Annotated in this window: 20 protein-coding genes and 1 other RNA gene; 9 read left to right on the top strand and 12 right to left on the bottom strand. The window is 61.4% G+C overall.

Going from position 1 to position 21635, the window contains the following annotated elements; all coding sequences use genetic code 11:
- The gene (gene clpS, locus IV89_RS03890) at positions 1-342 is read right to left on the bottom strand and encodes an ATP-dependent Clp protease adapter ClpS (RefSeq protein ID WP_005850026.1); all 342 of its coding nucleotides are present in this window, start codon (positions 340-342) and stop codon (positions 1-3) included.
- A 90-nt stretch (positions 343-432) separates the two neighbouring features.
- Here clpS and IV89_RS03885 point away from each other — a divergent pair, with 90 nt between their 5' ends.
- Both IV89_RS03885 and IV89_RS03880 read left to right on the top strand, forming a co-directional pair.
- Positions 433-1125 carry an HAD family hydrolase gene (locus IV89_RS03885; protein ID WP_037941213.1) on the top strand — a complete coding sequence of 231 codons (693 nt, stop codon included), beginning with the start codon at positions 433-435 and terminating at the stop codon, positions 1123-1125.
- A gap of 248 nt (positions 1126-1373) precedes the next feature.
- Positions 1374-2882: a D-alanyl-D-alanine carboxypeptidase family protein gene (locus IV89_RS03880; RefSeq protein ID WP_037941210.1), complete on the top strand. Its 1509-nt coding sequence runs from the start codon at positions 1374-1376 to the stop codon at positions 2880-2882.
- Positions 2883-2893: 11 nt separating this feature from the next.
- Here the strand turns inward: IV89_RS03880 and IV89_RS03875 are convergent, their stop codons facing one another.
- From IV89_RS03875 to IV89_RS03855, 5 genes are all read right to left on the bottom strand, one after another.
- Entirely contained in the window at positions 2894-4492 is a 1599-nt protein-coding gene (locus tag IV89_RS03875; protein WP_037941208.1) for an ABC transporter ATP-binding protein, read from the bottom strand.
- Positions 4489-5595, bottom strand: coding sequence for an ABC transporter permease (locus tag IV89_RS03870; RefSeq protein ID WP_037941205.1), 1107 nt, complete (start codon positions 5593-5595; stop codon positions 4489-4491). The genes IV89_RS03875 and IV89_RS03870 overlap by 4 nt, the downstream gene beginning before the upstream one ends.
- Positions 5596-5600: 5 nt before the next feature.
- Positions 5601-6689, bottom strand: a complete 1089-nt coding sequence (locus tag IV89_RS03865; protein WP_005850034.1) for a microcin C ABC transporter permease YejB — start codon at positions 6687-6689, stop codon at positions 5601-5603.
- Positions 6690-6698: 9 nt separating this feature from the next.
- Complete coding sequence (locus IV89_RS03860) at positions 6699-8648, bottom strand: extracellular solute-binding protein (RefSeq protein ID WP_037941202.1); 1950 nt, start codon at positions 8646-8648, stop codon at positions 6699-6701.
- A 187-nt stretch (positions 8649-8835) separates the two neighbouring features.
- Positions 8836-9345, bottom strand: coding sequence for a cytochrome c family protein (locus IV89_RS03855; protein WP_005850037.1), 510 nt, complete (start codon positions 9343-9345; stop codon positions 8836-8838).
- Between the two features lie 132 nt (positions 9346-9477).
- On the opposite strand from IV89_RS03855, the gene IV89_RS03850 reads away from it, so the two are divergent.
- Complete coding sequence (locus IV89_RS03850; RefSeq protein ID WP_037941199.1) at positions 9478-10326, top strand: prephenate dehydratase; 849 nt, start codon at positions 9478-9480, stop codon at positions 10324-10326.
- Positions 10327-10349: 23 nt separating this feature from the next.
- On the opposite strand, the gene IV89_RS03845 is transcribed toward IV89_RS03850, so the two are convergent.
- Positions 10350-10817, bottom strand: coding sequence for an SRPBCC family protein (locus IV89_RS03845; protein ID WP_005850040.1), 468 nt, complete (start codon positions 10815-10817; stop codon positions 10350-10352).
- A gap of 36 nt (positions 10818-10853) precedes the next feature.
- The gene (gene nudC / locus IV89_RS03840; protein WP_037941197.1) at positions 10854-11822 is read right to left on the bottom strand and encodes an NAD(+) diphosphatase; all 969 of its coding nucleotides are present in this window, start codon (positions 11820-11822) and stop codon (positions 10854-10856) included.
- A 148-nt stretch (positions 11823-11970) separates the two neighbouring features.
- On the opposite strand from nudC, the gene ffs reads away from it, so the two are divergent.
- Positions 11971-12068, top strand: an RNA gene (ffs, locus tag IV89_RS03835) — signal recognition particle sRNA small type.
- A 236-nt stretch (positions 12069-12304) separates the two neighbouring features.
- On the opposite strand, the gene IV89_RS03830 is transcribed toward ffs, so the two are convergent.
- Positions 12305-13150: a neutral zinc metallopeptidase gene (locus IV89_RS03830; RefSeq protein ID WP_005850043.1), complete on the bottom strand. Its 846-nt coding sequence runs from the start codon at positions 13148-13150 to the stop codon at positions 12305-12307.
- A 63-nt stretch (positions 13151-13213) separates the two neighbouring features.
- On the opposite strand from IV89_RS03830, the gene IV89_RS03825 reads away from it, so the two are divergent.
- The 4 genes from IV89_RS03825 (at position 13214) to recR (ending at position 16481) form a co-directional block, all read left to right on the top strand.
- Complete coding sequence (locus IV89_RS03825) at positions 13214-13576, top strand: DUF202 domain-containing protein (RefSeq protein WP_005850045.1); 363 nt, start codon at positions 13214-13216, stop codon at positions 13574-13576.
- 34 nt (positions 13577-13610) lie between these two features.
- A complete protein-coding gene (locus IV89_RS03820; RefSeq protein ID WP_037941195.1) occupies positions 13611-15359 on the top strand; it encodes a DNA polymerase III subunit gamma/tau in 1749 nt (582 codons plus the stop codon).
- 110 nt (positions 15360-15469) lie between these two features.
- A complete protein-coding gene (locus IV89_RS03815; RefSeq protein WP_005850050.1) occupies positions 15470-15814 on the top strand; it encodes a YbaB/EbfC family nucleoid-associated protein in 345 nt (114 codons plus the stop codon).
- A gap of 73 nt (positions 15815-15887) precedes the next feature.
- Complete coding sequence (gene recR / locus IV89_RS03810) at positions 15888-16481, top strand: recombination mediator RecR (protein ID WP_005850052.1); 594 nt, start codon at positions 15888-15890, stop codon at positions 16479-16481.
- Positions 16482-16493: 12 nt separating this feature from the next.
- On the opposite strand, the gene IV89_RS03805 is transcribed toward recR, so the two are convergent.
- From IV89_RS03805 to IV89_RS03795, 3 genes are read right to left on the bottom strand one after another with little or no spacing between them, the layout of a single operon-like run.
- Positions 16494-17441 (bottom strand): 3-hydroxyacyl-CoA dehydrogenase NAD-binding domain-containing protein, encoded by a 948-nt coding sequence (locus tag IV89_RS03805; protein WP_235183665.1) that lies wholly within the window; start codon positions 17439-17441, stop codon positions 16494-16496.
- Positions 17434-18012 (bottom strand): histidine phosphatase family protein, encoded by a 579-nt coding sequence (locus IV89_RS03800; protein WP_037941190.1) that lies wholly within the window; start codon positions 18010-18012, stop codon positions 17434-17436. The genes IV89_RS03805 and IV89_RS03800 overlap by 8 nt, the downstream gene beginning before the upstream one ends.
- A gap of 30 nt (positions 18013-18042) precedes the next feature.
- The gene (locus IV89_RS03795; protein WP_037941187.1) at positions 18043-18714 is read right to left on the bottom strand and encodes a TetR/AcrR family transcriptional regulator; all 672 of its coding nucleotides are present in this window, start codon (positions 18712-18714) and stop codon (positions 18043-18045) included.
- 519 nt (positions 18715-19233) lie between these two features.
- On the opposite strand from IV89_RS03795, the gene IV89_RS03790 reads away from it, so the two are divergent.
- On the top strand, positions 19234-21447 hold the full coding sequence (locus IV89_RS03790) for an NADP-dependent isocitrate dehydrogenase (protein WP_037941185.1): 2214 nt from the start codon (positions 19234-19236) through the stop codon (positions 21445-21447).
- Positions 21448-21635 lie beyond the last annotated feature (188 nt).

Raw genomic sequence — 21635 nt, 5'->3', positions numbered from 1 at the left:
TTATTCTTCTTTTTCCATGGTGCATTGCAGCGGGTGCTGGTGACGCCGGGCGAAATCCATCACCTGCGCGACTTTGGTTTCCGCGATCTCGTGGCTGAACACGCCCACGACCGCCAGCCCCTTTTTATGCACGGTCAACATGATCTCGAAGGCTTGGGCATGGTTCAGCCCGAAGAAGCGTTCAAGCACGATCACCACAAATTCCATCGGGGTGAAATCGTCGTTCAACAGCATCACCTTGTACAAAGGCGGCCGCTTGGTCTTTGGTTTGGTCTTGGTCAACAGATCGGTTTCGTCGTCGTCCCGGTCTTTGCCCGCCATCATAAGATCATCAAGGCGCATTGCTGCTCCTGCCTGAGAAGTCGTTTCAAGTGAGTCGTGTAGGCGTCTATATAACCCTAAAGCAGAATTAGAAAAGAGGGCGCGCCAAAGATGGGCAATCCGCTAACGACCATCGGTTTTGATGCCGATGACACTTTATGGCACAACGAACGCTTCTTTGCTTTGACACAGGTCAAATTCGCGGAACTTCTTGCCGATTACACCGACCGCGACAGCCTGATGGACCGGCTGCTGGAGGCAGAGCGGCGCAACATCCCCCACTACGGCTTTGGCATCAAGGGGTTCACCCTCTCGATGATCGAAACCGCGATAGAGGTCACCGAGGGCCGCGTGCCGGCCGATGTCATCTCCGAACTGCTGGCGGCGGGGCGTGATATGCTGGCCCATCCGGTCGAACTGCTGCCCGATGTGCGCGAAACCCTCCAAACCCTGCAAGACGACTATCGGCTGGTATTGGTGACCAAGGGCGATCTGCTGGATCAGGAACGCAAGCTCGCTGAATCCGGGCTGCGTGATATGTTCACCGCGATTGAAATCGTGTCGGACAAGACCCCGCAAACCTACCAGCGCATCTTTGATACCCACGGCGACGGCCCGGCCCGCGGCATGATGATCGGGAACTCCATGAAATCGGACGTGGTGCCGATGATCCACGCGGGCGGGCATGGCGTCTATATCCCCCACGGCGTCACCTGGGCGCTGGAGCACGCCCCCGCCCCGAGTGATTCGCCCCGCTTCCACCAGATCACGCGCCTGTCCGAAGTGGCAGAACTGCTGCCCTGAACGCCGCTGTATTCTCGCCTTACCTTCGCTGCGTTGTCGCCCAACTCTTGCCACATTCCCGCCACAATCGCCCCTATAGTGGCGGAGTTTTGGGCACACGCTATATGTGCTGCGCGGAAATCGCCGCTTTTCCGGGCTGCACCACATCGAACGCCTTTATCGAAAACACGTCCTATGGTAACCTTACCTTAATAATAATAATGGTCAGTTGAAAAATCGACGGCCGAGGCAGAGCAAAGGCAGTTATGATGAGAGTGCGGCGTGTGCAGCCAGCCCGGTATGGGCTATTTATTCTTGCGGCTATATGGATCTTGCTGATCCTGCCGCTCAGCGCAATGGCGGCCCCCTATGCCGCCTATGTGATCGACGCCCGAACCGGCGAAGTGCTGCACTCCCGAAACGCGGATACCCGTCTGCACCCGGCCTCCCTCACCAAAATGATGACACTTTATATCGCATTCGAGGCGATTAAGCGTGGTGAGATCTCGCTCGACAGCAAGGTCAAGATCACCAGCCACGCGGCGTCCGAACCGCCCAGCAAATTGGGGCTGAAATCGGGCCAGACCATCGCCCTGCGCTACCTGATCCGCGCCGCGGCCGTCAAATCTGCCAATGACGCCGCCACCGCCATCGGGGAAGCCATCGAAGGGTCCGAAGCCAAGTTCGCCCGCCGCATGAACCGCACCGCCAAGGCGCTTGGCATGACCAACACCACCTTCAAGAACGCCCACGGCCTGACAGAATCCGGCCACATGTCGACCGCACATGACATGACCATCATGGGCCGCCACCTGCTGTATGATCACCCCGAATACTACAACCTGTTCTCGCGCATCACTGCCGATGCGGGCGTGCGCAAGGTCAGCCACACCAACCGTCGCTTCCTGTCGTCCTACAAAGGCGCCGACGGGATCAAGACCGGCTACACCCGCGCCGCTGGCTTCAACCTCACCGCCTCGGCGGAACGGGGCAATGAACGCATTATCGTGACCGTCTTCGGCGGCACCTCCACCAGCGCACGGAACGCCAAAGTGGCCGAGTTGATGGATCTGGGCTTCCGCCGCGCCCCCTCCAGCGCACCGCTGAAAAAACCCTCCAAACCTGCTTACGCCGATGTCGAAGATACGCCCGTTGCATCCGACGGGGCCGCGGGCAAGGTCATCCGCCTTGTCGGGGCCGTCACCACTTCCAAACGTCCCACATTGCGTCCGGGCCACCAGCCTCAGGTCGTGGTTGCCACCGCAGAGGTGCCCCAAGCGACCTCGCCGATCCTGAACTCGGACATCACCGCCGCGCTGAAAGAGGCGCAGAAAACCGCGCCGCCCGTCGTGGCAGAGGCCCCTGCCCCGACACCGGAACCCGCAGCAGAGGCGGAAACCCTGCTCGCCTCGGTCTCGGTCCGGCCCACGCTGCGCCCCTCGGCTGCCGCATCGCTGGTTGAAACCGCCGCGGTCAAACAGGTCACACCCAAAGCGCCCCCCGCCCCCGAGGTCATCACACGCGTGTCGACATCTGGTGGGCGTCACTGGGGCGTGAATGTGGGCCGCTACCCCAGCCGCTATGCCGCCGAGAAAGTGTTGCTGAAAACCGCATTGTCCGAAATCTCGACCCTCGACGGCAGCCTGCGCAAAGTCGTGCGTCGCCCGCAAGGGTTCGACGCCAACTTCCTTGGCATGACCCGCGAGACAGCCGATCTGGCCTGCCGCCGTCTGGTCGCCCGCAATGTGAACTGCTTTATGATCGGGCCAAGCTCTTAAGCTTGGCCTGCTCAGGTCGTCGCCTGTAGCAAGGTGCGCGTATAGTCTGACTGCGGATTGTCATACAGCGTATCGACATCGCCGTATTCGACCACATCCCCCCGCTTCATCACCATCACCTTATGCGACATCGCACGCACGACCTTCAGGTCGTGGCTGATGAACAGATAGGCCAGCCCGTATTTGCGCTGCAGATTGCGCAGCAGGTCCACGATCTGCACCTGCACGGTCATATCCAGCGCCGAGGTCGGCTCGTCCAGCACCAGCAGCTTGGGCCGCAGCACCATCGCCCGCGCAATCGCGATCCGCTGACGTTGCCCGCCGGAAAATTCGTGCGGATAGCGGTCCATCGTGGCGGGATCCAAGCCCACCTCGATCATCACATCGCGCACCAGTTCACGCGGATTGCGGTCGGGGTCCACCTTATGCACGCTCAGCCCTTCGGCGATGATCTGCATACAGGTCATCCGCGGCGACAGGCTGCCGAACGGATCCTGAAACACGATCTGCATATCCTTGCGCAACCGCCGCAACTGCCGCGTAGACCAACTGCGCACGTCCTGCCCCATAAAGCTGATCCCCCCTTCAGAGGAGATCAACCGCATGATCGCCAGTGCCAGCGTCGTCTTGCCCGACCCGGATTCACCCACGATACCAAGGGTTTCCCCCGCGCGCACCGACAGCGACGCGTCGTTTACCGCCTTCACGTGATCCACAGTCTTGCGCATGAACCCCTTCTGGATCGGGAACCAGACCTTCAGATGATCGGTGCTGGCGATCACCTCGGCATCCGGCGCAACCGGGTCCGGTCGCCCCGACGGCTCCGCCCCCAAAAGCTTGATCGTATAGGGGTGCTGCGGGTTGTCAAAAATCTCGCGCGTAGGGCCGTGTTCGACAATCTCGCCCTGTTTCATCACGCAGACGCGGTCGGCAATGCGGCGCACGATGCCCAGATCATGGGTGATGAACAGCAGGCCCATGCCCTCGCTGTCTTTCAGCTCTTTCAGCAAGTCCAGTATCTGCGCCTGAATGGTCACGTCCAAGGCCGTGGTCGGCTCATCCGCGATCAGCACATCGGGCTTGTTGGCCAGCGCCATCGCGATCATCACCCGTTGCCGTTGCCCACCCGACAGCTGATGCGGGTAGGCACCCAACCGGCTCTGTGCATCCACGATCCCGACCTTGTCCAGCAGTTCAAGGATACGCGCCCGCGCCTCGGCCCCTGCTACGCCCTGATGCAGCGCCAGCGATTCCGCCAGCTGCTTTTCGATCGTATGCAGCGGGTTCAGCGAGGTCATCGGCTCTTGAAAGATAAAGCTGATGTCATTGCCACGCACCTTGCGCAGCAGCTTATCGCTCGCCCCGACCATCTGCTGCCCGTCATACAGCACCGATCCCGACACCTCCGCACTGTCGCCCAACAGCGATACAGTGCTCAGCGCCGATACGGATTTACCCGAGCCGGACTCCCCCACCAACGCCACGGTCTCCCCGCGCTGCACAGCAAAGCTCACGCCCTTGACCGCATGGGTCAACGCGCCTTCCTGACGGAAGGAGACGCGCAGGTCATCCACTTGCAGCACCGCGGCGTTCTGGGTCGAAGGCGTCATGAGAACGTCTTTCTCGGGTCAAAGGCGTCGCGGATCCCTTCAAAGATAAAGATCAGCAGCGACAGCATGATGGCAAAGGTGAAGAACGCGGTGAACGCCAGCCAGGGTGCTTGCAGGTTCTGCTTGGCTTGCAACGTCAGCTCGCCCAGGGACGGGGCCGACGACGGCAGGCCGAAGCCCAGAAAATCAAGGATCGCAAGCGTGCTGATCGTGCCGGTGATGATAAACGGCAGCATGGTCAGCATCGCGACCATCGCATTGGGCAGCATGTGCCGGAACATGATCGTCATATTCCCCACCCCGAGCGCGCGCGCCGCACGCACATATTCAAGGTTCCGCGCGCGCAGGAATTCGGCCCGCACCACACCCACCAGCGATGTCCAACTGAACAGCACCAGCAAGAACACCAGCAGCCAGAAACTGCGCCCCAGAATGGCAAACATGATGATGATCACATAAAGCGACGGGGTCGAGGTCCAGATCTCGATCACGCGCTGGAAGATCAGATCCGTCCAGCCGCCAAAGAACCCCTGCACCGCCCCCGCGATGATCCCGATCAACGATGCCGCCCCGGTCACAATCAGGGTAAAGATGATCGACAGCCGGAAGCCATGAATGACCCGCGCGAGCACGTCGCGTTTGGTGCCATCGGTGCCCAGCAGGTTCTGCCCGTTCGGCGGCAGCGGGGCCGCGCCGGGCCGGTCCACGGCGGTGTCAAAGCTATAGGGGATGGGGGGCCAGATCGACCAGCCCGCCGAAATCGCCTCGCCCGCGACCTCGCCATCCTGCGCGTCCTCGATAATCCCCTCGGGGTCGTCCAGACAGTCGATCAACCCGCCCGAGGCAATCAGACATTGCACTTCGGGGTCGCGGTACACCGCTTCGGTCAGGAAATCACCGCCGAATTCGGTCTCCGGGTAGAACTTGAAGATCGGCATGTAATAGTCGCCGCGATAGTTCACGAGGATCGGTTTGTCGTTGGCCACAAATTCAGCGAACAGCGAGATTCCAAACAGGATCGCGAAAATCCAAAGGCTCCAATAGGCGCGGCGGTTACGGGTAAAGTTACGCCAGCGGCGTTGGTTCAGCGGGGATAGCGCCATCGGGTTCAGCCCTCGCGTTTTTCAAAGTCGATGCGCGGGTCGACGACCACATACATCAGGTCAGACAGGATACCGACCAGCAGACCGATAAGGCCAAAGATGAACAGCGTGCCGAAGACGATCGGATAATCCCGCGCGACCGCAGCCTCGAACCCCAGACGGCCCAGACCATCAAGGCTAAAGATCGTCTCGATGATCAGCGAGCCGCCAAAGAACACACCGATAAACACCGCCGGAAAGCCCGCGATCACGATCAGCATCGCGTTGCGGAATACGTGGCCGTACAACACCTTACGCTCCGACAGCCCCTTGGCCCGCGCCGTGACGACATATTGCTTCTTGATCTCGTCGAGAAAGCTGTTCTTGGTCAGCAACGTCAGCGTCGCAAAGGCCGAGATGGTCGAGGCCAGCACCGGCAGCGTGATGTGCCAGAAGTAATCCGCGACCTTGCCCAAGGGGCTCAGCTGGTCAAAATTATCCGAGGTCAGCCCCCGCAGCGGGAATATCTGCCAGTAGGACCCGCCCGCGAACAGCACCAGCAGCAGGATCGCGAACAGAAAGCCCGGGATAGCATAGGCGGCGATGATCGCGCCCGATGTCCATGTATCAAAGGCCGTGCCATCCTTGACCGCCTTGCGGATGCCAAGGGGGATCGACACCAGATAGGCAATCAACGTGGACCACAGCCCCAGCGTGATCGACACGGGCAGCTTTTCCTTGATCAACTCGATCACGCTGATCGACCGGAAGTAGCTGTCGCCGAAATCGAACCGCATGTAATTCCACAGCATGTTCACGAACCGCTCTACCGGCGGCTTATCAAAGCCGAACTCTTTCTCAAGCTCTGCGATGAATTCGGGCGGCAGGCCCCGTGCGCCAACGTAATTCTCGTTGCCGCCGGTATCTGCGGCATTCCCCGCATCCGATCCCCCGCCAGAGAACCCTTCGAACACGTCCCCACCGCCCTGAATACGCGCAATCGCCTGCTCAACAGGGCCACCCGGCACAAACTGCACCAGTGCAAAGTTGATCAGCATGATCCCAAGCAACGTCGGTATGATCAGCAACAGCCGTCGAAGAATATATGCGCCCATGGCCGGCGTTTACCTCAGTGCGCCCGCAGCGCGCAAGGCGTCTGCTTTATCGGCATTGTACCACCAGAAATCGAGGTAACCCAAAGCGTAAGGCGGCTGCGTTTCGGGGTGTTCGTACTGGTCGTAATAGGCGGTCCAGAAACTGTCGTTATACCAGGTCGGGATCATGAAAAATTCATAGCGCAGTGCCCGATCCAGCGCCATCAGGCTGGCGTCCTCTTCCTCTTTCGTGTCGGCCGCCAGCGACGCGGTCACAATCGCATCCACCAGCGGGCTGGCAAGCCCCGCAGGGTTGAACAGCGAATAGGCCGCCGCCTCTGACCCATAGCGTTGTTCCAGCCCGGTGCCTGTGCCCAGAAACGCCCCATAGCTGTCATAGACCATGTCGTAATCGCGGTCTCGTTCGCGGGCCGTGTATTGGGAACTGTCGACTTTCTCGAGCACGGCATCAATGCCCATGTTCTGCAAATTCGACATAAAGTTTTCGATCACCGCCGACAGCGTCGCCGACCCCGAGGAGTTCAGCAAAAACCGCAACTGCAAGGGTTTGCCCTGCGCATTATAGCGTTTGCCGTCATCGCCCACGGCCCAACCGGCCTCGTCCAGCAGCTTCATTGCGCGGCGCAGGTTGCGACGGTCCGACAGGCGGCTCGCGTCCGACGTATGCGGCACCACCGCGTCTTGCGTCAGCAGTTCGGGCGGCACGACATCGCCAAGGCTTTCCAGCAGCGCCAGTTCCGCCCCTTGGGGTGCGCCCGTGGCCATCAGGGGCGTATCCTGCGTAAACGACGCACGCGGTTTGAACAGCCCGTATTGCAGCGATTCATTAGTCCATTCAAAGTTGAACCCCAGGGCCACGGCCTCGCGCACGCGCTTATCCTGCAAGACCTCGCGGCCAAGGTTGAACACGATGCCCGAGGGCGTGGGGGGCGACCCGTCGGGGATATCCTCTTTGACCACCTGCCCCGCGGTCACCTTGGGGAAGTCATAGGATGACGCCCATTGTTTCGAGCTGCCCTCGGTGCGGAAGGTATATTCACCCGCCTTGAAGGCCTCGAACGCGGAATTCTCGTCGCCGAAGTATTCGACACGTATTTTATCGAAATTGTTGCGGCCCACGTTGAACGGCAGGTCCTTGCCCCAGTAATCGGGGTTGCGTTTATAGACGATGCGACGGTTCACATCGATGCTGTCGATCATATAGGGGCCGGACCCGGGCGAGGTTTCCAGCCGCGATTCGTCGAGCCGCGCGCCGGTTTCCTCGTACCATTTTTTCGACCACGCGGGCACGCCGCCGACCTGTTCGATCAGGCTGCGCCGAGACACGCCGGGGCTGAAATAGAACTTGATGGTGTAATCGTCGATCACCTCGACCTTGGGGATCAGCTTGCGCACTGCATCGGCATAGGATTTCAGCCCCTGATCCAGCAGCAGGTTGTGGCTGAAGGCGATGTCTTGGGCCGTCACCGGATCACCGGTCGAGAATTTGGCGTCCTTACGCATGTGGAACACCACCCAATCCTTGCTCTCGGGGTATTCAAGGCTCTCGCACAGCAGGCAATAGGCTTCGCCATAAACATCGGCGGGCACGATCTCTCCGCCGACGCCCTCGCCAAGCAGGCTTTCATACATCACCGTGCTCAACGCGCCGCCGCGGCCCTTGCGCGAATAGGGGTTCATCGAATCAAACGTCCCGAGGGTCGAGATTGAAATCTCGCCGCCTTTGGGGGCGTCGGGGTTCACATAGTCGAAATGGGTGTAATCGGCGGGGTATTTCAGATCGCCGTAAAAGGAATAGCCATGCGCGGTGATGATCTTGTCACTGCCCTGCGCGGCGTCATCCTGCCCCCAAGCGGCACCACCCAGCATCGCGGCCCCGAAAACAAGCAAGGCCGCACCAGCGACGCGCAGCATGGGGGTTTGCGATTGTGTGTCAGCACGGGCATGGGTCCGGGGCATCGGGCGTATCCTTTATAACAACAGGCGATAGACAAGGGTCGTCGCGGCAGATCACTGCCGGATACACGCTAACGGCCCGACCGCCCAAGTTACAAGTTGCGAATATGTTACCTGACTGAAAACAGGACACTTCACAGCAAAAGGCCGCCCACGAGGGGGCGGCCTTGCAATCGGGATATGGGGTGGATCAGTTGTCCAGGCTGTCGAGATAGGCGATCACATTCGCCCGGTCTTCGATCTTGGGCAGACCCGCGAAACCCATCGTGGTGCCTGGCGCGAAACCCGCAGGCTTGGTCAGGAAGGCGTTCAGGTTCTCGGGGGTCCATGTCTCTGCCACTTTCTCAAGCGCGCCGGAGTAGGACGCATACCCGTCAGCGGAATCAACCGGACGCCCGACAACACCGTAGAGGTAGGGACCAACCGCATTCGCGCCATCTTCAACCTTGTGACAGGCCGAACATTTGCGGAAAACCTTTTCACCCTTGGCCGGATCGGCGGCCGCCATGATCTCGGCGAAATCGACTTCTTCAGCGGGCTCACCGCCACCAGAGGCGTCTGCCACTTCAATGACATAGCCTTGTTCGCCATGCGCTTCGGCATGATAAAGCTCTTCGCCCGCGAATTTGCCAAGCAGAAGGACAAGCCAAGCGCCAAACAGGCCGGCAGCGATTTTGGTAACGGTCATTGTATCGAACATGCGTGAAGGTCCATCGTTGGTATTCGGGCATCGTATTGCAGGCGTATCTATTGCTTTCCCTTCGTCGGGGCAAGGTGTAGTTACCGCGACCAAACGCCATAGTTGGCAACGGCTTGAAGAAGGATGCCCCTGATGACCAGTAAAACCGCGCCGCGCATCGCTTTTCAAGGTGCTTTGGGGGCCTATAGCCACGAAGCCTGCCTGCAAGCCCGCCCCGACATGATCCCCGTGCCCTGCATGACCTTCGAAGGGGTGATCCGCGCCGTGCGCGAAGGCCGCGCCGATCTGGCGATGCTGCCGGTCGAAAACTCGACCTACGGGCGGGTTGCGGACATCCACCGGCTGTTGCCGCAAAGCGGGCTGCGCATCATCGCGGAGGCCTTCGTGCGCGTGCGCATCAGCCTGATGGCCCATGACGGCGTGAAGCTCGAAGACATCAAACACGTGCGCGCGCATATGGTGCTGATCCCGCAGGCGCGCAGCTGGCTGGACGCCCATGGCATCACCTCAGAGGCAGCGGCAGACAGCGCAGGGGCTGCGGCGGATCTTGCGGTGTCGGAGGAACGCGATGTCGGTGTGCTGGCAAGCGAGGTTGCGGCGGATATTCACGGGCTCAAGGTGCTGGCCCGCGACATCGAGGATCTGGACCATAACACCACCCGCTTTTTGCTGATGTCGCCCGAGCTGGACCAGACCCGCCGTGCGGAAAACATGCTGACCACCTTTGTCTTTCAGGTGCGCAACATCCCGGCGGCGCTTTACAAGGCCATGGGCGGTTTCGCGACCAATGGCGTCAACATGACCAAGCTGGAAAGCTACATGGCGGGCGGGTCGTTCACGGCGACACAGTTCTATGCCGATATCGAAGGCCACCCCGAAGACCCCGCCGTCGCCCGCGCGCTGGAGGAGTTGGCGCATTTCACCAACTTCATCGATATTCTGGGCGTCTACCCCGCGCATCCCGACCGTCACGGCCAGTAAGTGCGGCAATCACCGCAAACCCCCTAGCGGGGTTTGTGGTAGCGGTCTTCCATGTCCTTGGCGTAGTCGCCGACACGTTTCTTGAACTTCTTGGTCAGCGAATTTTTGGCCAGTTTCAACGACTGCACCAGCAGACGGGCCGACAGGTTTTGCGGCTTGAGCTCTAGCGCGACCATGATGCGGGTGCGGCTGCGTGACAGGGCGACGAGATCAAAGCTCATGTCGCCGGTCAGCCCCTGCGAACGGGTGTTCAGCTTCATTTCGGTCGGGCGGTCAAAACGGTCCATCTCGACCTGAAGCTCGCGTCGTTTGCCGCGCATGTCGAAGGCAGCTTCCCACTGCATCCCCGGTCCCGCTTCTGCCAGCCGGTCCACGCGCTGCACCTCTGCGCCGCGGCGCATGGCGGCGCGTTCGAACTGGTCAAATTCGCACAGCATGTCGAATACCGCATCAATCGGCGCGTCGATGTCTTCTTTGGTGGAAAATTTCATGTTCTGCCTTGTTCGTCGTCTTTCCCGAAGGTTGCCTTAATCCAGCGTATCCGCAAGCCAGTTTTCCAGCAGGAAATGCGCAATCGCCCCCTTTCGGGCCGGTTTGATCTTGGGGTGTTGCCCGGCAAAGACATCCATCATGTCCTCTTTCGACACCCAAAGGGCCTCTTCGATCTCTTTGGGGTCGATGGTGATCTCGTGGCTTGTCGCCTCTCCGGCGCAGCCGAACATGAGCGACGCGGGAAACGGCCAAGGCTGGCTGGCAAGATAGCTGACCTGACCGACCTGCACGCCCGCCTCTTCAAACACCTCGCGGCGCACGGCGGCTTCGAGCGTTTCACCCGGTTCAACAAACCCAGCCAGAAGCGAGAACATCCCCTCGGGCCAGCCCGGCGACCGCCCCATCAGGACAGAGTTGCCGTGGGTAATCAGCATGATCACAACCGGATCGGTGCGCGGAAAATGCGACGCGCGGCACGCGGGGCAGTTGCGTTGCCAGCCTGCGTCATTCACCACGGTTTCAAAGCCGCAGCGGGCGCAGTAGCCGTGATTTTCGTGCCACGCCAGAATGGCCTTGCCGGTCGCGGCGAGTTCGGCGTCACGCGGGCTGAGCCATGTCATCACGCGGCGCATTTCGACGAAAGCATAGTCGGGCGGCAACATCGGGTGGCGCTGTTCGCTTTGATCCACGAAAGACCCCAGCTGGCGCGGGTCGAAGTCATCGGGCATCCACGGCGACAGGTCATAGGCAAAACGCGCGGCCCCCTCTTCGCGCCCCAGCAAGATCGGAGCAGAGCCGGCATCCGCCAGAACGGGGTGATCCAGCGGCAAACGCACAACAGACGCGGGGCGTGCGGGGTCGATCAGGACCTTGCCCCGCCAGAACAGAATGGCGCGGGCGGCATCATCGGCGCGCAATGCGGCCACGGCCTCCTTGTCGGCGCGAACCTCTCCGGCGCGGTCAAGCGTTGACCCTCCGAAAGTGACCGTCTCGGCGTGCTTCATGCGTATCCTCCCGTTTGCGTGCACCATGCCTATTGGCCAAACCGCGCGATGCCAAGGCTGCATGGCGCCGTGCCCGCTAAAAACGCCCGAGATAAAATCGCCTTTGGGCCCGTCTTGCATCCCATCCGGCCCTATACTATATGGGCGGTGAGAGGTTGGTGCGGGCAGGTGCCTCGCCAACCCGGTCAGATCCGGAAGGAAGCAGCCGTAACGAGACCCACTTGGGTCGTTATCAGCCTCTCACCCCAGCGTATTTTGCGCAGCAAAATACGCGTCGCCCCGCAGGGTCATCCAAAGGATGGCCCGAGAGGGGCACCCCACCCTGCCATAATATAGATTGCTTATTGTCCCTGCCCCGCAGCGCCCCGATGCGGTTGGCTATCGGCATTTCGGCACGTCCACAGACAACAGGTCAGGTTACCCATGGGTAACTTAACCTGTTGTTTATACTCATTATTTTTCCGTTACAGCACCGAACGTTGTTACAATTGCTCTGCCGCGAATGTGTCGCATTGGCCGACCTGACCGCTGTCGAACCCGCGCTGGAACCAGCTTGAACGCTGCTCGGACGTGCCGTGGGTAAAGGTGTGCGGCTGGGGGACGCGACCGGCCTGACGTTGCAGGTGGTCATCGCCGATCTTGCGCGCGGCGTTCAATGCCTCGTCCAGATCGCCCCGCTCCATCAGACCTTTGACGTTCTTGGCCCAGATGCCCGAGAAACAATCGGCCATAAGCTCAAGCCGCACAGTCAGGGCGTTCGCCTCGGCGGTCGAGGATTGGCGGCGCAGCGCGTCGACCTTGGGCAGGATGCCCAGTTCGTTCTGGACGTGGTGGGCGACCTCGTGGGCAATCACATAGGCAGCGGCGAAATCCCCGCCTGCGCCCATGCGCTGCGCCAGAAGATCAAAGAATTGCGTGTCGATATAGGCCTTTTCATCCGCAGGGCAGTAGAACGGCCCCGTCGCGCCAGAGGCCCCGCCACAGGCACTTTGCGTGACGTTGGAAAAGACAACGAGCTTTGGCGGCACGTATTCACGACCCAACTGCTGTGGGAAAATCTCGCCCCAGACATCTTCGGTGGTGGCCAGCACCTGCGCGGTGAACTGCGTGGCCTGCGCGTCAGAGTCAGAGACCGGCGCGCCCTGCTGGGTTTGCGGCGCGCCGCCCCCGTTCAGCAAGGGCGATACGTCGATGCCGGTGAAATAGCCGATCGCCAGCACCGCCAAGACGCCGACGATCCCCAGACCGCCCGCACGCCCGGCACCGCCCCCGCGCCCGCCGCGGCGGACCTCAACGTTTTTGCTTCTTCTGATGCCGCGCAACCGCATAAATCTGTCCCCGTTATGTCAAATATTATTGTCAGCGTAACGCGCGACGCGCACAATAGTTCAATGAATAAAAGCAATGATCTGGCCGAGAACCGCACCGACTGGGCCGAAGACCGCACGATTTTGGCGAACGAGCGCACCTTTGCAGGATGGATGCGCACGGGGATGGCGTCGCTTGCGGTGGCGATCGGGCTTAAGGCGGTGTTCGGTGATTTTGACCCGACCTGGGCCGCGAAAAGCGTGGCGACGATCTTTGTCGTCGCGGCGGTCTATATCTTCTGGGCGGCCCATGATGCGGCGACCAAGACGCTGGACCGGCTGAACGACCACCATGCCAATGCGCAACCCAATGCGCGGATGAAGACGCTGGCGGTGATTTTCAGCTTTGCCTCGGTTGCGGTTGGCGGCATCCTTTGGATGCTCTAGGTTCAGGGCTTCAATCGAATCTTGCAGGATCGTCATGACAGCACCCTCTGCCTATCGCGTATTGGCCCGCAAATACCGGCCTGAAACCTTTGCCGATCTGGTCGGGCAGGACGCGATGGTGCGCACGCTGAAAAACGCGTTCGAGGCGGATCGTATCGCGCAGGCGTTTATCATGACCGGCATCCGCGGGACCGGTAAAACGACGACAGCGCGGATCATCGCCAAGGGGATGAACTGCATCGGGCCGGACGGCACTGGCGGGCCGACGACGGAACCCTGCGGGGTCTGCGAACATTGCGTCGCCATCATGGAGGGCCGCCACGTCGACGTGATGGAGATGGACGCTGCATCGAACACCGGCGTCGGCAATATCCGCGAGATTATCGACAGCGTGCATTACCGCGCGGCCTCGGCCCGGTACAAAGTCTATATCATCGATGAGGTGCACATGCTGTCGACCGGCGCGTTCAACGCGCTGCTCAAGACGCTTGAGGAACCGCCAGAGCACGTCAAATTCATCTTCGCCACGACCGAGATCCGCAAGGTGCCCGTAACCGTGCTGTCGCGCTGCCAACGCTTTGATTTGCGCCGGATCGAGCCCGAGGTGATGATCGCGCTGATGCGCAAGATCGCCACCGCCGAAGGGGCCGAGATTGCGGAGGATGCGCTGGCGCTGATCACCCGTGCCGCCGAAGGGTCGGCGCGCGATGCCACGTCCTTGCTGGATCAGGCCATCAGCCACGGGGCGGGCGAAACGACGGCGGTGCAGGTGCGCGCGATGCTGGGGCTGGCGGATCGCGGGCGGGTGCTGGACCTGCTCGATATGATCCTGCGCGGCGATGCGGCCGGCGCGCTGGACGAGCTGGGCAACCAGTATTCCGACGGGGCCGACCCGATGGCCGTGCTGCGCGATCTGGCCGAGATCACCCATTGGGTATCCGTGGTCAAGATCACCCCCGATGCCGCCGAAGATCCCACCGTCTCGCCCGAGGAACGCAGCCGTGGCGTCACCATGGCGGAAACCCTGCCGATGCGCGTGCTGACCCGTCTGTGGCAGATGTTGCTCAAAGCGCTGGACGAGGTGGCAAGCGCGCCCAATGCGATGATGGCCGCCGAGATGGCCGTGATCCGCCTGACCCATGTCGCCGATCTGCCCAGCCCTGAAGAGCTTGCCCGCAAGCTGGCCAATACCACGCCTCCTCCCTCCCCGCCGCAGGGTCCGGGGGGCGGTGCCGCCGTGCCCGCCGGGGGTGGATCGACCAGCGCTATGGGCAGCCAGCAGATGTCGGGCGGGCCTGCGGGCGGCGCGACGATGGCGGCACTTGCCCCGGCGGTGGCGCAGGCTTTGGCGCAGTACCCGACGTTTGAACATGTGGTCGAGCTGATCCGCAGCAACCGCGACGTGAAACTGTTGGTGGAGGTCGAGACCTCGGTCCGGTTGGCGGCCTATCAACCGGGGCGGATCGAATTCACCCCGACCGACAGCGCCCCCCGCGATCTGGCGCAGCGTCTTGGCACGCGGCTGCAACTGTGGACCGGCAACCGCTGGGCTGTGACCATCGTGGGCGACAGCAGCGCCAAAACCATCGCCGAGGTCCGCGACGCCAAGGAAAACGCGCTGAAATCGCAAGCTGAGAACCACCCGTTGATGCAGGCCGTCATGGCGAGCTTTCCGGGGGCCAAGATCCTGTCGATCCGCACGCCCGAGGAAATCGCCGCCGCCGCCGTGTCCGAAGCGCTGCCCGAGGTCGAAGACGAATGGGACCCTTTCGAGGACGACTGACCCCGCCTGCCCCTGCTCTGCCCGCGACCTGTCCACGCCGGGGCACCCCTTGTCGGGGGGCGGCAAAGACCGCATATACGTAAGCAAATAAAGCTACAGGAGACGACCACATGCTTAAAGGTTTGGGTGCCATGGGTGACATGGCCAAGATGATGAAGACGGCGCAGCAGATGCAGGGCAAGATGGCGCAGCTGCAAGAAGACATGCACAATATCATCGTCGAAGGGGAATCCGGTGCCGGTCTGGTCAAGGCGACCTGCACTGCCAAGGGCGAGCTGAAGTCGCTGGATATCGATCCGTCGATCTTCAACGGCGACGAGAAAGAAGTCGTCGAGGACCTGATCCTCGCCGCGATCAAGGACGCGCAGACCAAAGCCACCGACCGCGCCCAATCCGAGATGAGCAAGCTGACCGAAGGCATGGGTCTGCCCGCGGATATGAAGCTGCCGTTCTGATCCTTCCAAATGGGGTTAAATCCTCGCCGAAGGCATTAAAACTCTTTCACACCAACGCCATGGGGGTCCACAGATGAGCAGCACACGCGACATTGATGCGCTCATCGACCTGATGGCGCGGCTGCCCGGATTGGGGCCACGCTCGGCCCGCCGGGCGGTGCTGCATCTGATCCGCAAGCGCGCGCTGTTGCTGACCCCTTTGGCCGATATGATGCAGACCGTGGCGGCGACGGCGCGCGAATGTATCAACTGCGGCAATGTGGGGACCGCCGATATCTGCGACATCTGCACCTCGGAAAAACGCGCCAATGGCGAGATTTGCGTGGTCGAGGATGTTGCCGATCTGTGGGCGATGGAACGGTCGGGCGTGTTCAAGGGGCGTTATCATGTGCTGGGTGGCACGCTGTCGGCGCTGGATGCCATCGGCCCGCAGGAATTGCGCATCCCCCGACTGATGGACCGTGTGCGCGACGAGGCCGTGTCGGAGGTTATTCTGGCGCTGAACGCCACCATCGACGGGCAGACCACGGCGCATTATATCGCGGACCAGCTTGAGGGTCAGGTGCGGTTGACCTCTCTGGCCCAGGGTGTGCCGATCGGCGGGGAACTTGATTACCTGGACGATGGGACGATCACTGCCGCGATGCGCGCGCGCAAATCGATCTAGGGTCGCGTGGCCTCAGGCTTTCCGATCCGCCAGCCGTTTGCGCATCTGTGCAAGTTCGATCAGGGCGGCGTCGCGTTCGGCCTCTAGCTGGGCGATGCTGCGGCCTGCGGCCTCAATGCTTACCCCGTCGACCAGACGTGCGCAGGTATCGGCGTCGAGCGTAGGCGCGCCGAGATTATCCCAACGTTTCTGCTGGCTTGGCCCGAGATGGGCCAGATAGCCCGCCATGCCTCCGGCACCCCCGCCAAGGTGATAGGCCATATGCGCCCCCAGCACCGACCAGCGCAGCCCCGGGCCGTTGACCAGCGCCTGATCCACCGCGTCGACATCGGCGATGCCCTCGGCGACGATATGCACCGCCTCGCGCCAGAGCGCCGAGGACAGCCGGTTGGCGATATGCCCCACCGCATCTTTTTTCAGCCGCACGGGCGCGGAGCCGAGGCTGCGGTAGAACCTTTCGGCCCAGTCGAGCACCTGAGGATCGGGGCCGTAGACTTCGACCAGCGGCACCAGATGGGGCGGATTGAAGGGATGTGCGGTGATCAGCCTGTCGGGGTGCTGCATCCCCGGCACAAGATCCGACCACGGGTGCGCCGAAGTGCTGGAGGCAATGATCACATCCGGCGCGACGATGCCTTCGATCTGTGCGTAAAGCTGGTGTTTCAGCGGCACGTTCTCGGGCGCGTTTTCCTGGATCAACACAACGTCTTGCAGGGCGTCTTGCAAACTCTCGTGGGTTGAAAGCGCGCCTTGGCGGGCCGCCCCCGCCGAGATTTCTTGCAGTTGCGCCAAGGGCCCCGCCACGCGGGCGGCGAAACCGTCGCGGGCACCTGTGTCAGGGTCCCACGCGCGGACGGTGTGGCCTGCGTGCTGGAACAGCGCGGCCCAGCTTGCACCGATCAACCCGCAGCCGATGACGGCCACGGTGCAGGGGGGCATCATCGAGGTCGTGTCAGTCAACCGACAGCACCGTTTCCTGCCCGTTTTCAAGCACATAGACGCAGCCCTGCCGGTTTGACAACTGGCCCAGCTCGGCCCGGCTCAACCCGCAGAGCGCACCGCGCAAAAGCTGGCCGCTGAGCCCGTGAGCAACCACGACGGTGGGTTCGGTCAGCGTGTCGACAAAGGCATTCACCCGCGCCTGAAACACGTCAAAGCCTTCGCCACCGGGAGCGGCGCAATAGAATTCCATATGGGGGCTTTGCGCCGTGATGCCTTCGGGCAGGTTCTTGAAGATATCGGCGCGCAGGTGGCCTTCCCAATCGCCGGCGAAAATCTCTTTCAGGCGATCGTCGGTCTGGTAGTCCCGCCCGCCAAGGGCGATATCCGCGGTCTGGCGCGTGCGTTTAAGCGGCGACACGATGCAGGGCGGGTTATGCGCAAGGATAGGCGCCATCAGCTTGGCCTGCTGCTGCGCATGGACCCTGCCCCGTTCGGAGAGCACGGATTCGGTCTGGCCCTGCACCCTCCCTTCTGCGTTCCATTCGGTTTCACCGTGCCGCAGGAACCAGACTTTGGGATAGGATTTCATGACGTGGGGCCTTTTATCGCGTTGAGTTGCCTAGCACTTTGGCTCAAGCGCGCGCAGAACGCCACCCACACAAAAATCAAGCAAGAGCGGGCGATACACCATAGGGCTTTCGCGCCGATCACTTTGCGACAGGCCCGCAATGCGGATGCCGCTTGCGACGATAGACACCATCGAGGACACGGTCAGCGACAGCACCGCGGCAAGCTGTTCACGGTCGGAATCGGGACGCAGACGCGCCATCTCATCAAGGTAGATAGAGGCGACGCGATCATAAAGCGGCCCTGCCTCGCGGTAATAGCGTTCGTCAGACATGATCCGCGCCACCAGCTGCGCATAGGCCCGCCATTGCGGATCCCCGCGCGAGGCGATTTCGAGATACGGGGTGACATAGGCGTCGATCAGCGTTTCCAGCGTGAGCCGCTCTGTCGATTTGAGCGCATCGAGCCGCGCCATGCGCATGGCGTTGAGCGTTTCGACCCGCCGTTTCAGCACGGTCACGAAAAGCTCTTGCTTTGTACCCCCGTGAAAGCCGACCACACCCAGCGTGACTTCGGCCTCGCGTGCGATCCGGCGGATGCTGACCGCATCAAAGCCAAGCTCGGCGAAGCACCGCTCTGCCGCATCGAGCACGCGTTCGCGGGTGATCTCGCCGCGGGCGACGCGACCATCCTTGCTTGTGCCGTCTTCCTTTCGGTCCGTCATGACACCCCGGTCCCTCTGATCAGGCCATCAAGGTGCATGACCTGCGCGTTGCGCGGTCCGGCAGTGGTCACACATGCCCCGCGACTGTTATTATTGCGGCGCTTCAGCATGTTTCGCAAACTTTATCAAAAATCAAAGTAAACCAGTTCGTTGCCTCGGGATTTGGGTGCGCTTAGCGACATCGGCTTTGGTTTGCGACCAAGAATTGCACCGAATCACCTGTTACCAGAGGGCACATCCCCCTGATGGTTGAACAAATGGGCAGCGCGACACGGTATAGGCTAACTGCCCGCACTTACCGCGTGTGTGAGCGTTAACGGTATCAACCCCGCTCTGCCCAAGGAGAGGTGAGTGATTCGTTTTGCAATGCTGCGGGGGGCGCTATGTGGTGGCTTGGGCATCGCCCTGCGCGTTTCGCCGCCGCTGGCCGCAGTTTCGCGACCTTCGCGACGCGGGGGAGGTGGATATTTCAAACTAAGTGTACTATCGCATACCAAACTTCAGGAAAGGCTGGATACCATGGCTGAGACACAGACACCCGACATCATTTACACGCAGGTCGATGAGGCCCCCGAACTGGCAAGCTATTCGCTGCTGCCGATCATCCGCAGCTTTGCCGATGCGGCAGGGGTTTCTGTGGGCACCCGTGATATCTCTTTGTCGGGGCGTATTCTGGCGGCCTTCCCCGACGCGCTGACCGAGGCGCAAAAACAGTCCGACGATCTGGCGATCCTGGGCGATCTGGTGAAAACGCCCGACGCCAATGTGATCAAGCTGCCGAATATCTCTGCCTCGGTGCCGCAGCTGGTGGCGGCGATCAAGGAATTGCAGGGTCAGGGCTATGCGCTGCCCGACTATCCCGAAGCGCCAAGCACCGACGCGGAAAAGAAAGCCCGCGCGGCCTATGACGCGATCAAGGGCTCTGCGGTGAACCCCGTTCTGCGCGAAGGCAACTCGGACCGTCGCGCGGCCAATGCGGTCAAGAAATACGCGATGGCGAACCCCCATTCGATGGGCACATGGTCCAAGGACAGCAAAACCAAAGTATCGTCGATGTCGGGCGGTGATTTCTTCTCGAACGAGAAATCCCTGACGCTGACCGACGCGCAGGCCGGTGCCGCCAAGATCGTGCATGTTGCCGCCGACGGGACCGAGACCGTGTTGAAGGATGGCGTTTCTTTCCCCGCGGGCACTGTCGTCGACACCACCTTCATGTCTGCCAAGGCGCTGGACACATTCCTGGCCGAGCAGATCGAAGAGACCAAGAAAGACGGCACGCTGTTCTCGTTGCACATGAAAGCGACGATGATGAAAGTGTCGGACCCGATCATCTTTGGCCACGCTGTGCGGGAATATCTGAAGCCCGTCTTCGACAAATACGGTGACGAACTGAAAGCGGCGGGTGTGAACCCGAACGCAGGCATCGGCGACATGATGGAGCGGATCAAGGACAACGCCGAGATCACCCAAGCCGTCGAAGACGCGATGGCGGCACGCCCGCCGATGTATATGGTGAATTCCGACAAAGGGATCACCAACCTGCACGTGCCATCCGACGTGATCATCGACGCGTCCATGCCCGCGCTGATCCGCGCTGGCGGCAAGGGCTGGGGCCCCGACAACAAGGAACACGACACCAACTGCGTGATCCCCGACAACTCATATGCTCCGGTCTATGAAGAAAGCATTAATTACTTCAAGGAAACCGGCGCGCTGGACCCGACGACCTCGGGCACTGTGCAGAACATCGGTTTGATGGCGCAGAAGGCCGAGGAATACGGGTCGCACCCCACCACGTTCGAGATCCCCGCGGACGGCACCGTGAAAATGATCGCCGCCAATGGCGACGTGATTTCCGAGCACAGCGTCGAGGCGAACGACATCTGGCGCGCGGCCTCGGCCCGCAAGGCCCCGATCGAGGACTGGGTGCAGCTGGCCATCGACCGTCAGAAAGCCGAAGGCTGCGAGGCGATCTTCTGGCTGGACGAGAACCGCGCCCATGACGCAGAGCTGATCGCCTATGTGAAGCCAATCCTTGAAGCCAAGGGCGTGGCCGACAAGTTCCAGATCATGTCCCCCGCCAAGGCCACGCGCCAGACGCTTGAGACAATCCGTAAGGGCGAGAATTCGATCGCGATCACCGGCAACGTGCTGCGCGACTATCTGACCGACCTGTTCCCCATTCTGGAACTGGGCACCTCGGCCAAGATGCTGTCGATCGTCAAGCTGATGCAGGGCGGTGGCTTGTTTGAAACGGGTGCCGGCGGGTCTGCCCCCAAGCACGTGCAGCAGCTTGTTGAAGAAAACCACCTGCGGTGGGACAGCCTGGGCGAGTTCTGTGCGCTTGGGGAAAGCCTCAAGTTCCTCGCGGACCAGAAGGACAATGCCAAGGCCGCCGTCCTGGGCAAAGCCGTAGACGCTGCGACCCAGGGCATTCTGGACAACAACAAGTCGCCATCGCGTAAAGTGGGCGAGCCGGACAACCGCGCCAGCCACTATTACTTTGCCCTCTATTGGGCACAGGCGCTGGCCAGCCAGAGCGACGACGCCGCATTGGCCGAACATTTTGCCCCCATCGCCGAAAAACTGGCGGCGAATGAGGACAAGATCATGGCCGAGCTGGCAGAGGTTCAGGGCAAGCCTGTCGATCTGGGCGGGTACTTCCATTCGGACCCCGCCAAGACCGAAGCGGTGATGCGCCCCTCGGCCACGTTGAACGCCATCATCGGCTAAGGCACCACAGCATCGCGACCTATCCGCCCCGTCCTTTTGCAAAAGGGCGGGGCGTTTTCTTTGGGAACCATTCGCAGGCACTGCCGGTTGTTTGACCGGCACCTTGCCGCCCCGTCGGCAACAAACCGTCCCGCGCCCTTGCTGTCAGTTGATCCCTGCACGCATTCCTTCTATCGAAGAGGGCAGTA

The organism is Sulfitobacter sp. CB2047 (genome assembly GCF_000735125.2).
Taxonomy (GTDB): domain Bacteria; phylum Pseudomonadota; class Alphaproteobacteria; order Rhodobacterales; family Rhodobacteraceae; genus Sulfitobacter; species Sulfitobacter pontiacus.
Note: the sequence above shows the minus strand (reverse complement) of the source record. Positions and strands in the feature narration are given on the sequence as shown.